We start from the raw sequence: 12,445 nt of genomic DNA, 5'->3' as shown, positions 1-12,445 counted from the left end.
GATTAACTTTGAGAACAGGCATTCTCAAAGTTTAAGGCACGCTCGTTTCGGCGCTTAACAGCGCAAATAATTTGCGCTTACGCCTACACGGCGGGTGCCTGCTCACGCAGTCGCCAGGGCAGACCCCGTGCAGGCTGCCCGCAAAAGCAAGAAATGCCACAACCTGCGTTGCGGCATCGCTTGTACACTTACGAGCGGGATCGGCAGGGCCGTCAGGCCAGCCCGACCAGCACAGCCGCCGCGCCTGCGGGAAGGCCGCGCGCAACGCCGGGCTCCCCACGAGCATGGTTCTGCTGCACCCGGGCTGCGCCTGACGGCCGGGAGAGCGTTTGGGGCGTCCCCGCAGGGAAAAACCTGCTAGTCTTCGCCTTCGGCGTGGCTCTGCTTGCCCGCGCCCTTGAGGCCGTACATGGTGGTGGAACCGGAGGACCAGAATTCCAGAACCTCTTCGTTCACCAGCTTGGTGAGGATTTTTTTGACGTCGCGGGGGCCTTTGCCCGGGAAAAGTTCCAGAAAGTCCTTGAAATAGAACTTGGACTTGGCTGCGGATTTGCTTTTCAGAAAGTCAATAACAACGTCTTTGTCGTCAGCCATGGTGTTCTCCTGTCCCGGCGGCGCGGATGCGCCGCCGGGGTTAGAGGGATAATGCCTAGAACTTGAACTGCGTGCTCTGCCGCCAGGTGTAGTAGGCGGGGTCACGGAAGTCGTCGATGAGGTGGTGGGTGAACTCCAGGCCGGTGAGCTTGAAGAAGGTCTCCCAGCCGATGCGTTCGGCCCAGGCGCCCAGGCGCTCATACTTGTTGGCGTTGGCCGCGTAGACCTCGACGATGTGCTTCACGGTCTTGGTCAGGGTGGGCCAGCGGGGCGGTTCGTTGGGAATGTAGCCCACGACCACCTTGGAGAACTTGGGCATGGTGATGCGGTTGGAGACCTTGCCGCCCACCATGATGGCGATGCCGTCGCCCTCGCCATCGGAGATGGGCAGGGCCGGGCACATGGTGTAGCAGTTGCCGCAGTACATGCAGCGGTCTTCCTTAATGGCGATGGAGTTCACCTTCTTGCCGTCGTGTTCCACCTTGGTGGGACGCACGGCGGCGGTGGGGCAGGCGGCCACGGCCAGCGGGATTTCGCAGAGCTGGTCGGCCCACTCGTGGTCCACCATGGGGGGCTTGCGGTGAATGCCCACCAGGCCGATGTCGGAGCAGTGCACCGCGCCGCACATGTTGATGCAGCAGGCCAGGGCGATGCGCACAGGGGCGGGCAGGCGCATGCTCTTGAAGTCTTCAAACACGGTGTCCATCACGGCCTTGACCGGGCCGGAGGCGTCGGTGGCCGGGGTGTGACAGTGCACCCAGCCCTGGGTGTGGACCATGTTGCTGATGCCCGCGCCCGTGCCGCCCACGGGGAACTTGAAAGAGCCGCCGTTGAACTTGCGGCTGTTCAGGTCGTCGCGCAGGGCTTTCATGGCAGCTTCGTCTTCCACCATGAATTCGATGTTGTTACGGGTGGTCCAGCGCAGGTAGCCGCCGCAGTACTTGTCGGCGATGTCGCACAGCTCACGGATGTGGGTGATGGACATGGTGCGGGTGCCGCCCACGCGGACGGTGTAGCACTTGTCGCCGCCTTCGGCCACATGCATGAGCACGCCGGGCTCCAGGATTTCGTGGTAGAGCCACTTGCCGAAGTTCTTTTTGATGACCGGCGGGAAGTAGTCGTCGTACTTGTGGGGGCCGATGTCGGTAATGCGGCCTTCCATCGGTTTGTCGGGATTGTACCCGGAAGAAATAAAAGCCATGTTCTTCTCCCCCTTTGACTAGCGTTGATGGCGTTTGCGGTAAGCGGCGAGGTCGCGATTCCAGCCACCGGGCACTTCCTCTTCCTTGAAGAAGATGTACGGGTTGGAGCGCGGTTCTTTCACATGATAGGCGGCGGCCGGGGTGTCGGTCACTTCCAGCAGCTTCTGGAAGGAGAGACGCTTCATGGTTTCGCCCACACGTTCGCGGTTTTTGCCTTCTTCCATCCACCAGTCCCAGATCTTTTCGATGACTTCTTTGACGTCATCGTACGGGGCTTCACAGGAGATGAAGGGCACCAGCAGCGAACCCATCTGCGCGCCGTCCACCACCGGGGCCTTGGCGCCCACCAGGATGCTGGCGCCGCGTTCGTCGCCGATGTGCAGGGCGCGGGGCATGGTGTTGATGCAGTGCATGCAGCGCACGCAGTCGGCGGTCTTGATGCTGAGCTTGGAGCCGTCCCACTTCATGCACTTGCTCGGGCAGAGGTCGACCACTTCCTTCTGGATGTCGAACTTGCCCCAGTCGCGCCCGGCGTGGGCGCCGGCATTGGGGGAGAACTCGCCAGCCACATAAGCCTTAACGGCTTCCTGGTCGATTTTGATGTCGTCCTTCCAGGTGCCCACCACGGCGAAGTCGGAGCGCGCCATGGCGCACACGCAGCCGTTGGGGCAGCCGTCGAACTTGAACTTGAACTTGTAAGGGAAGGCGGGGCGGTGCAGCTCATCCTGGTAGTCGATGGTGAGCTGATAGCACATGTCCTGCGTGTTGTAACAGGCGTATTCGCAGCGGGACATGCCAAGGCAGGCTTCAGGCGTGCGCAGGTTGGAGCCGGAGCCGCCCAGGTCCACGTGCATTTTGTGGGTCAGCTCGTGGAACACTTCCTCAAGCTGAGGGGTCTGGGTGCCCAGCAGCACGATGTCGCCCGTGGAGCCGTGCATGTTGGTCAGACCGGAGCCGCGCAGATCCCAGATGTCGCAAAGATCGCGCAGGAACTTGCTGTGGTAGTACTTGCCCGAAGGCTGCGCCACGCGCATGGTGTGGAAGTGCGCCACGCCGGGGAACATCTGGGGCTGGTCGCAGTACCGGCCGATAACGCCGCCGCCGTAACCGAACACGCCCACGATGCCGCCGTGCTTCCAGTGGGTTTCCTTCTCGTTGTAGGAGAGCTCAAGCACACCCAGCAGGTCTTCGGGGCAGTCCGCAGGGATCTGGTAGTCCAGACCCTTGGGATTTTTGGCCCGATTGGCCGCTTCCTGTTTGATGTCGGACACAAAGCTCGGCCAGGGGCCGCTTTCCAGCTGGTCCAACAGGGGGGTTGCATGTTTCGCCATTGCCATACCTCCACATGGTTTGTTTGTATCACGCTGCAGCGTGACGTGCCGGTCGACTCAGGGATCCGGCGCAGCGGTCCGGTGCAGCGAGCCGGGGGGCGGGCCACAAGGCGGGCCGGCCGGGGTGTGCCGGGCCCCAAGGCCATAACGGCCTTCGGGCCATCCTCGGTCTGCCGCCGGAATACATCCGCCCATGAAAAACGTGCGCCGCAGGCGCGCGCCGTCCAGAGGCGCTCCGGGCATCGGCCCCCATCGGGCCGCAACGCGGTCAAAACCCCGTATACGTCATTTTTGCCCTGATGACAACCGGGGCGCCCCAAAGGGCGCAAAAGCCGCTCCACGCCCGTGAAATACGGCCTTTGTCCGCCCGAAAACCTGCAAAATTCCGCGGGGCGCGGCATCGCCCCCAGCAACATCTTTTGCTTTCCCCTTTTTTTATAAAAATGGCAATGAATTTTTGCATTATTGTGCTATTTTTCACAACAACGGCAGCGGCAGCCCTTGGCAAACAGCGCCGTTGGGCTTACACTGGTAACGTTCGCAAAAGGCCGGACCGGCGGCAGGCGGCCCTTCTGCGGCGGCTGCCCGTAACCCAAGCCCGCAATGAGGCGCGCATGAGAGACCAGCTCGGTTTGTACTACCATCCCCAGGCGGGCGACGCCACGTCGCGCGTCTATGTGCGGCGCGGCCCCGACGGCGAGGTGGAATTCCGCCTCTGGCAGGCCGACCACCCCGAAGTCTGGGAGCGCCACCCCTGGCTCAGCCTGGCCGTGGTGCGCCAGGCCGCGCGCCTTTACCAGCAGGAACGCCAGACCGGGGCCGACCCCCTGCGCCTCTACGACCTGGCCGTGGCCCGCGCCCTGCTCAAGGAGGCCGAAGCGTGAACGAACGCTGGCTGGTGGCCAACCGGGACTTTCTGGTCCGCGACCTGGTGCGCGACTACTGCACCGTCTACAACCTTCTGGCCGACCAGCGCCGCCGCTTCGAGGCGGACGGGGCCGTCTCCTACAGCGCCCTGCGCGACCTCCTGGGCGAGGCCATGCGCAAGGGCGTTTTCTGGCGGCTTAAGGATACCGCCCACCACCTCTTCCGCAACAGCCTCCACGCCGAAGACATGGCCGAAGCGGACGTGCCGCCCCTGCCCCTGCCGGCCCCCCAGAACGCCCCCGCTGACGCCCTTGCTGACGCCGCCCCCAGCGACGCGGACGACCCGCGCGCCCTGGAAGCCCTTATCGACTGGTGCGTGGGCTACGCCTTCCATGAATGCGCCAAGCTCAAAGAAGACGCCTTCCAGGGCCAGCACTACGCCAACCGTCTGGTGCAGATTGCCCGCAACATGGCCGTCAGCGCCGCAACCTACAATCCCCTGCGAGGCCTGGGCGGCCAAACCGCCGAAAGCTCCTCCCGCGAGCTGGCCCGCATCATGCATGTGCTGAGCCACGGCCTGCGCCTCCTGGCCCGCTACCTGGCCGCGGAACGCTGCAACACCCGCCTGGCCCGCTGGCTGGCCAGCGAGGAAGACCTGGCGGCCCAGGCCTTCGGCCAAAGCTACGCCCTGCTTCTGGATTCCCTCTGCCAGGGCAACCGCGAGCGCCTCTACCTCCTGGCCGCCCAGGACTTTCTGGAAGCGGGCCGCCGCGCCCCGGCGCTGGCCCTGCTTGCCCGCGCCAGCGCCGACGGCCGCCTGGGCCCGGAAGGCCAGGCCCTGCTCCAGCGCCTGCATCAGGCAGAAGAAGCGCAAGACCCCGGCGTGTGCGCCGACTGCGCCCAACAGCCCCCCCTGCCCTGCCTCTGCGGCCTGGAGGGGCCCGCGTGCTCCTGAGCCCCGCGCCGCCCCCCGCCAGCGCCCCCGGCGCCGTCCCACACCGTCAGACCCTTGGCCGTTGCGCGCTCTGCATCCTGCTGGCCTTGCTCTGCTGCGCCCTGCTGACCGCCTGCGGCGGACGCTCCTCCTGGCGCAAAGGCGGCGTGCGCGGCACCAAGCCCTATACCGTGCGCGGCAAAACCTACTATCCACTCAAATCCGCCCACGGCTTCGTGGAAGAAGGCGTGGCCTCCTGGTACGGCCCCGGCTTCCACGGCCGCACCACCGCCAACGGCGAACGCTACAACCAATACGCCATGACCGCCGCCCACAAAATCCTGCCCCTGGGCACCCAGGTGCGCGTCACCCACCTGGGCAACGGCCGCAGCGTCATCGTGCGCATCAATGACCGCGGCCCCTTCGTGGGTGACAGAGTCATAGACCTCTCCCGCGCCGCCGCCAGCCGCCTGCACATCCTCGGCCCCGGCACCGGGCGCGTCCGCGTGCAGAGCCTGGGCGGCGTGGAGCACATGCGCGAGGACGGCGACCTCGCCGGCAGCTTCTACGTCCAGGTGGGGGCCTTTGCCCAGCGCGCCAACGCCGATAACCTGATCGAAATCCTGAGCCGCGCCGGCCACCGCGGCCGCCTGGTCTACGGCAGCAACAGCCTTTGGAACGTCCAGGTGGGCCCCTGGCCCGATACCTTCACCGCCCAGCAAAAACTCGCCGCCTTCCGCGCCCTCTACCCCAGCGCCTTCGTTGTCGGAGATTAGCGGGAAGGAATATTTTTTGCGGGGGGAAAGGGGAAACTTCTGAGCGCTGCTGTCTTCGCCCGTAACTAGCGCTGCTGTCTTCGCCCGTAACTTCCTTCGTCGTAACGGGCTAAGCTCCTCGTCGTAACGGGCTAAGCTGAGCAAACGTTTCCCCTTCCCCCCACGCCCCCATCCCCTTCAAAAAACTTTTCTCCCCTCAGGGGCACAACGGGCCGCCCCTGGTCAGGCGTTTGTCCGCGCTGCTGCGCGGGCGCGCGTTTCTTCTCCTCTGTTCTTTACCTCAAGCCCAAAAAACGGTATCGCCCTGCTCATGAACATGCGGCGCATCCTCAAAAAAAGTCTGCTCTGGCTCACGGGTCTGGTCTTCCTTGGCGGCGTGCTGGGCGCGGCCGCGGTGGGCATGCTGTTTTACTGGGCCTCCCGCGATCTGCCGGACCTCAACCGTCTGGCCGAATATCAGCAGCCCCAGGCCACGGTCATCCTGGCCAGGGACGGCTCCGTTCTGGGCACGCTCTACCATGAAAAACGCTACGTCATCGGCCTCAAAGACATGTCGCGCTATCTGCCCATGGCCTTTCTGGCGGCAGAGGACGACAGCTTCTACCACCATATGGGCGTGGATCCCGTCGCCATCCTGCGCGCGGCCATCAACAACATCCGCAAGGGCCGCCAGGGCGAAGGCGGCAGCACCATCACCCAGCAGCTCATCAAGCAGCTGCTGCTTACCTCCGAGCGCAGCTACACCCGCAAAATGAAGGAAGCCATCCTGGCCTACCAGGTGGAAAAAGGCTACACCAAGGACCAGATCCTTACCGTCTACCTCAACCAGATCTACCTGGGTGAACACGCCTACGGCGTGGAAGCCGCGGCCCGCACCTACTTCGGCAAGCACGCGGCGGATATCACCCTGGCCGAGAGCGCGGTCATCGCCGGCCTGCCCAAGGCCCCCAGCAGCTACAATCCCTTCCGCCGGCCAGAAGAGGCCAAGGCCCGCCAGATGTATGTGCTGGGCCGCCTGCGCGACCTCAAATGGATTACGCCGGAGGAATACGCCCAGGCCGCGGCCGAGCCCCTGGTCTACTGGAGCATGCCCGAAGGCATGGGCGGCGCGGCCCTCTGGTATCTGGAGGAAGCCCGCCGCCTGCTCATCGAATTTTTTACGGAGCAGAACCTCAAGGCCCTGGGCGTGGAAACGCGCAAATACGGCGCGGACTACGTTTATGAGGCCGGGCTCACCGTGCACACGGCCATGGACCCCGCGCAGCAAGGGGCCGCCGGCGCGGCCTTGCGGCGGGGCCTGGAAGAGCTGGACAAACGCCAGGGCTGGCGCGGCCCCCTGGAGAAGCTGGACCAGGCCGGGCAGCAGGCCTTTTTGCGGGCCAGCGCCTTTACCCCACTGGACCTGGCCGGCAACGACTGGGTCAAGGCTCTGGTCACCGGCGTGGAGGCCCGCGAAGCCCGCGTGGCCCTGGGCCAGGGCTACGCGGGGGTCATCCCCGTGGCGCAGATGTCCTGGGCGCGCAAGCCCAATTCCAAGGTGGCGGGCATTTATGCCCCGGCAGTCAAAGACGCCCGCCAGGTGCTGGCCCCCGGCGACGTGGTCTGGGTTTCCGCTGTGGGCCAGACCCTGGCGGACAAAGACGCCAAAGGCCGCAAAACCCAAAAAACCGAACCCTTTGACCCCGCACAGGTCCAGAAGGGCGCACCCGTGACCCTGCGCCTGCAGCAGGAACCCGACGTACAGGGCGCGCTGGCCTCTGTAGAGGCGCGCAGCGGCGACGTGGTGGCCCTCATCGGCGGCTACCAGTTCGGGGACAGCCACTTCAACCGCGCCACCCAGGCCCGGCGGCAGCCCGGCTCCAGCTTCAAGCCCGTGGTCTACTCCACGGCCCTGGACTACGGCTTTACCGCGGCCTCCACCGTGCTGGACGCGCCCTTCGTCTACGTCAATCCCTACACCAACGAAGTCTGGCGGCCCTCCAACTACGAGCACAATTACAAGGGGGAGCTGCCCCTGCACACGGCCCTGGCCCTTTCCCGCAATACCTGTACCGTGCGCGTGGCCCAGCAGGTGGGCATCGCCAATGTGGTGCAGCGGGCCAAGGCCCTGGGGCTGGAGCCGCACTTCCCGCAAGAGCTGGCCATCAGCCTGGGCGCGGTGGCCGTTTCGCCCCTGAACCTGACCCAGGCCTATGCGGCCTTTGCCAACCAGGGGCTGGGCGTGCGCCCGCGCATCATCACCTCCATCACGGACGCCAGAGGCCGGGAACTCTACCGCCAGGACGTGGAACACTGGCAGGCCATCAGCCCGCAGAACGCCTACATCATGGCCACCCTGCTCAAGGAAGTGGTCAACCAGGGCACGGGCGCCCGGGCCAAGGTGGAAGGGCGGATCATCGCGGGCAAAACCGGCACCACCAACGACGAACACGACGCCTGGTTCGTGGGCTTTTCTCCCTATCTGGTCACGGGCGTCTATGTGGGCTACGACCAGCTGCGCAGTCTGGGCCGCCTGGAACAGGGCGGCCGCACGGCCGCGCCCATCTTCCGCTACTACCGCAGCGCCATAGAACACCTCTACCCCAACGACGATTTCACTATGCCTGAAGGCATTGTCATGGCCGACGGCCTGGCCTTCAAGGCCGACGAACCCATGCAGGGCGCGTCGGCCACGGCCCCCGGCACTGAGGACGGCAGCGTGGTGGATACCTCCCAAGGGGGAGAGGATTTGATGCGGCAGATGTTTTAGGGCCTTGCGCGGAGGGGTTTGCATCCTCTGACGGCGTGTTTTTATGCAGGGGGTCAAGGGCGGGGCTGCGCCCCCCCCCCCTGCCTGCCTCTGCGGCAAATCCGCTGCGCGGAGGGGTTTGCATCCTCTGACGGCGTGTTTTTATGCAGGGGGTCAAGGGCGGGGCTGCGCCCCCCCTTAGACCCCCTACAACCCCCATAACCCCCCGCTGTTCAGGACAGCCCAGCTATGGACGGCGCGGCTGGGGCGGGTCGCTGCGCCCCCACGCCCCTTATGCCGGGCGCAACAATCAGAAGCCCTACAGCCAAACTCCGTTCCCGCGTCCCGTGTTCCGCAGCCTTCGTTGTGCAGCGGTTCTCCGCGCCTTGGCCGCAGGCCTTCCCCAGCTGCCGGTTGGGCGTCAACGGGTTCATGGCTGGCGCGGCTGGGGCGGGGCGCTGCGCTCCCGCGCCCCTTTATGCCGCGCTCAACTGCCGGGGAAGGATCTCGTAATTATGGGAAAAGGGAAGGAAAAACTTTTGGTCAGCTTAGCCCGTTATGACGCAGGAGCTTAGCCCGTTACGACGAAGGAAGTTACGGGCGAAGACAGCAGCGCTAGTTACGGGCGAAAACAGCAGCGCTAGTTACGGGCGAAGACAGCAGCGCTAGTTACGGGCGAAGACGGCAGAGCTAGTTACGGGTGAAGGCAGCAGCGTCAAAAGTTTCCCCTTCTCCCCACAAAAGCCCTTATTCCACCGGATGCCCGGCGGCGCGGTATTCGTTGAGCTTATTGCGCAAGGTGCGCACGGAGATGCCGAGGAGTTCGGCGGCCTGGGTGCGGTTGCCGGAGGTAACTTCCAGGCCTTTGAGGATCATGATGCGTTCCATTTCGTGGAGGGGGATGACGGAACCAATGGTAGCGGCGCTTTGGGCCGCGGCGGGGGGGGCGCTTTCTGCAGGCGCGGCGTCAGGCGCGGCGCTGACGGCCTGGGGCGCGGGTTCCGGCGCGGCGTCGTCCTCAAAGAGGGGCCAGTCTTCGTCCTGGAGGAGAAAGTGGCGGGGTTCCACGGGGCGGCCGTTGGCCAGGAGCACGGCGCGCTCCATGAGGTTCTGGAGTTCGCGCACGTTGCCGGGGAACTCGTAGTTTTTGAGCCATTCCACGGCGCTGGGGGCCAGGTCTGTGCCTGGAAGGGCGTACTCGCGGGTGTAGAGGTTGATGAAGAAGCGGGCCAGGTCCAGGACGTCGTCGCCGCGTTCGCGCAGGGAGGGCAGCCGCAGGGGGATGACGTTGAGGCGGAAGTAGAGGTCCTGGCGGAAGTTGCCCTGGGCCACCCAGTCCTCAAGATTACGGTTAGTGGTGGCCAGCACGCGCACATCCACCTTGAGGGGTTCGGTGCCGCCCACGCGGTCCACTTCGCCCTCCTGGAGCACGCGCAGGAGCTTGGCCTGCAGGGCCAGGTCCATTTCAGAAATTTCGTCCAGCAGCAGGGTGCCGCCGTCGGCCAGCTCGAATTTGCCCGGTTTGCGGGCAATGGCCCCGGTAAAGGCCCCTTTTTCGTGGCCGAAGAGCTCGCTTTCCAGCAAATGTTCGGGCAGGGCCGCGCAGTTGACGGCCACAAAGGGCCTGGCGGCGCGCGGGCTCATGGCGTGCAGATAGCGGGCAAACATTTCCTTGCCCGTGCCCGAAGCGCCGGTAATGAGCACCGTGGCGCGGGAGGGGGCCACCTGTCTGGCCAGCTGGAGCACGCGCCGGATGCTGGGGTGGCTGCCCACAATGCGCGGGCCGGAGCCTTGGGGGCAGACGGGCTTGCGGCCCCCCAGGGTGGAGGCGGCGGGCGCGGCCGCGGGGGGACGACGCGAGGCCCCGGCGGCGGCCTTGACGCGCGCCACATCCAGAGGTTCCAGCCAGTAGTCGCGCGCGCCCAGGTTGAGCAGGCGTTCGGCTTCCTGAGGGGTGCCTTTGTCCGTCACCACGATGACCGGGGGAAAGTGGGGGTCTTCCGCGCCCACGGCCAGCAGATCCTCAACCCGAAAACCCGGCAGAACAGGGCGGGCAAAGATGATGCCCGGTCCGGACTTGCTGATGAAGGCCGACGCGCCCTTGAGATTTTCAGCGATGCCCAGCTCAAAGCCCGCATCGCGCAACGCGGGAAAGATGCCGGTCACGGCTTGCGCGGGGGTGAGAAAAAGCAGACGTTGCGTGGCCATGCAATGCTGTGTATCGTGTCGCGCGCCACATTGCAACACGGGACGCGGCGGCGGCCTTTGAAGCCGCGCGCGGCGGGTCCGCAACGCGCGGAGGCCTTCCGGCACAGAGCTTTTTATCTTTATCCCTTCCATCCATGAAAAATCCGCAAATCATCACCCTGTTTTCCGGCGGGCTGGACAGCCTGCTCACCGCCAAGCTGCTGGAGCGCCAGGGGCTGACGGTGCGCTGCCTGCACTTTACCTCGCCTTTTTTCGGCAATGCCGCGGCCCTGCCCCACTGGCGCAAGGAATACGGCCTGGATATTGACGCCCTGGACGTGAGCGAAGCCTTTGCGGCCCTGCTGCGGGCCCGGCCCGCGCACGGCTTCGGCAAGGTGCTCAACCCCTGCGTGGACTGCAAAATCCTGCTGCTGCGCGAAGCCAGAAAGTATATGGAAGCCGTGGACGCGCAGGGCCTGGCCACGGGCGAGGTGCTGGGCCAGCGCCCCATGTCCCAGCGGCGGGACACGCTCAACGTTATTCTGCGCGACGCAAACGTGAAGGATGTGCTGCTGCGGCCTTTGAGCGCCCTGCGCCTGCCGCCCACCCCCCTGGAGGAAAGCGGCCTGGTGGACCGGGAGCGCCTCCTGGGCATCTGGGGGCGCGGCCGTCAGGAGCAACTGGCCCTGGCGCGGGACATGGGCATCAAAGAGATCCCCACCCCCGGCGGCGGCTGCCGCCTGACGGAACGGGAAAACGCCCGCCGCTACTGGCAGGTGCTGACCCTTGTGCCGGAACCCACAGGCGCGGACTTTGCCCTGGCCAATCTGGGCCGACAGTTCTGGCATCTGGAGGACGGCGCGGCCCACTGGCTCTGCATCGGCCGCAACAGCGCGGACAATGAAAAGCTGGCCGCCGCGGCCCGGCCAGACGATTGCCTTCTGCGCCTGCGCGACCTGCCCGGTCCCCTGGCCCTGGCGCGGGGCGGCGCGGCCTGGCCCCGGCCCGTGCTGGAGTCCGCCGCGGCCCACGCGGCCTCTTACGCGCCCAAGGCCGTGGCCCAGGGCGGCTTGACGGTTGTGCGCCTTCTTGCAGGCGCAACAGCGCAGGAGCTGCGCGTGGCGCCCGTGCGCCTGGAAGCGCAGTGGGGCGAACCCGCCTGGGAGACAATAAAGGCCGCCGTCAAAGCCGAAGCGCGGGCCAGGGCCGCGCGCGCGGGGTAAGCCCCGGCGCTGCCGGGCCCTCTATGACGGCCCGGTTGCGTCATTGTGCGCACGCTTTCATGGCAGCGGCGCAGCACGCTTTACAAAGGTCGTGTATAACGCTATAGAGTTCCATTACGTTGAAGACCATTCCGCGACCCCCAGCGGCATCCGCCGGAGGAGTATATGGATCACAAGGATTTGGAGTATTTTCGCAAGCTGCTCACCGGGATGCTGGAAGAAGCCCAGCAAAAGGGCGACAGCACCATTGAAGAACTTACAGACAGCAACGAGGTTTTCGCCGATCCGGCGGACCGCGCCACGGCGGAGTCCGACAGGGCCTTTACCCTGCGCATCCGCGACCGGGAACGCCGCCTGATCCGCAAAATTCAGGCCGCGCTCACCCGTATTGACGACGGCACCTACGGCATTTGCGAGGAATGCGGCGACGACATCAGCATCGCGCGCCTCAAAGCCCGCCCCGTGACCCGCCTGTGCATCAACTGCAAGGCCAAGCAGGAAGAAGACGAGCACCTGCGCGGCGATTAGCCGCACGCACCCTGCGCTTCCGGGGCGCTTTGGCCCCAACTTCCGCCGTCCACCATCCCCCAACCACGGACCGCC

10 protein-coding genes are annotated in these 12,445 nt (G+C 65.5%); 6 read left to right on the top strand and 4 right to left on the bottom strand.

The window, feature by feature from the left end:
* Positions 1–357: 357 nt before the first annotated feature.
* The 3 genes from BLS55_RS10390 to dsrA are packed head-to-tail and all read right to left on the bottom strand — an operon-like array spanning position 358 to position 3,127.
* Positions 358–594: a dissimilatory sulfite reductase D family protein gene (locus tag BLS55_RS10390; protein WP_092154931.1), complete on the bottom strand. Its 237-nt coding sequence runs from the start codon at positions 592–594 to the stop codon at positions 358–360.
* 55 nt (positions 595–649) lie between these two features.
* Positions 650–1,795 carry a dissimilatory-type sulfite reductase subunit beta gene (gene dsrB, locus BLS55_RS10385; RefSeq protein ID WP_092154929.1) on the bottom strand — a complete coding sequence of 382 codons (1,146 nt, stop codon included), beginning with the start codon at positions 1,793–1,795 and terminating at the stop codon, positions 650–652.
* 18 nt (positions 1,796–1,813) lie between these two features.
* Positions 1,814–3,127: a dissimilatory-type sulfite reductase subunit alpha gene (gene dsrA / locus BLS55_RS10380; protein WP_092154927.1), complete on the bottom strand. Its 1,314-nt coding sequence runs from the start codon at positions 3,125–3,127 to the stop codon at positions 1,814–1,816.
* Positions 3,128–3,741: 614 nt separating this feature from the next.
* Between dsrA and BLS55_RS10375 the strand changes: the two genes are divergently transcribed.
* The 4 genes from BLS55_RS10375 to BLS55_RS10360 all read left to right on the top strand — a co-directional run bounded on the left by BLS55_RS10375 (position 3,742) and on the right by BLS55_RS10360 (position 8,453).
* A complete protein-coding gene (locus BLS55_RS10375) occupies positions 3,742–4,011 on the top strand; it encodes a hypothetical protein (RefSeq protein WP_092154947.1) in 270 nt (89 codons plus the stop codon).
* Positions 4,008–4,949: a hypothetical protein gene (locus tag BLS55_RS10370; RefSeq protein ID WP_180365451.1), complete on the top strand. Its 942-nt coding sequence runs from the start codon at positions 4,008–4,010 to the stop codon at positions 4,947–4,949. The genes BLS55_RS10375 and BLS55_RS10370 overlap by 4 nt, the downstream gene beginning before the upstream one ends.
* Before the next feature lie 74 nt (positions 4,950–5,023).
* Complete coding sequence (locus tag BLS55_RS10365; RefSeq protein WP_092154943.1) at positions 5,024–5,704, top strand: septal ring lytic transglycosylase RlpA family protein; 681 nt, start codon at positions 5,024–5,026, stop codon at positions 5,702–5,704.
* Between the two features lie 310 nt (positions 5,705–6,014).
* Positions 6,015–8,453 carry a penicillin-binding protein 1A gene (locus tag BLS55_RS10360; RefSeq protein WP_092154926.1) on the top strand — a complete coding sequence of 813 codons (2,439 nt, stop codon included), beginning with the start codon at positions 6,015–6,017 and terminating at the stop codon, positions 8,451–8,453.
* 726 nt (positions 8,454–9,179) lie between these two features.
* On the opposite strand, the gene BLS55_RS10355 is transcribed toward BLS55_RS10360, so the two are convergent.
* On the bottom strand, positions 9,180–10,640 hold the full coding sequence (locus tag BLS55_RS10355; protein WP_092154924.1) for a sigma-54-dependent transcriptional regulator: 1,461 nt from the start codon (positions 10,638–10,640) through the stop codon (positions 9,180–9,182).
* A gap of 134 nt (positions 10,641–10,774) precedes the next feature.
* Here BLS55_RS10355 and BLS55_RS10350 point away from each other — a divergent pair, with 134 nt between their 5' ends.
* Positions 10,775–11,842, top strand: a complete 1,068-nt coding sequence (locus BLS55_RS10350) for a tRNA(5-methylaminomethyl-2-thiouridylate) methyltransferase (protein WP_092154922.1) — start codon at positions 10,775–10,777, stop codon at positions 11,840–11,842.
* Positions 11,843–12,007: 165 nt separating this feature from the next.
* Positions 12,008–12,370 carry an RNA polymerase-binding protein DksA gene (dksA, locus tag BLS55_RS10345; protein WP_092154921.1) on the top strand — a complete coding sequence of 121 codons (363 nt, stop codon included), beginning with the start codon at positions 12,008–12,010 and terminating at the stop codon, positions 12,368–12,370.
* Positions 12,371–12,445: the final 75 nt, after the last annotated feature.

Source organism: Desulfovibrio legallii, assembly GCF_900102485.1.
GTDB lineage: Bacteria > Desulfobacterota > Desulfovibrionia > Desulfovibrionales > Desulfovibrionaceae > Desulfovibrio > Desulfovibrio legallii_A.
Note: the sequence above shows the minus strand (reverse complement) of the source record. Positions and strands in the feature narration are given on the sequence as shown.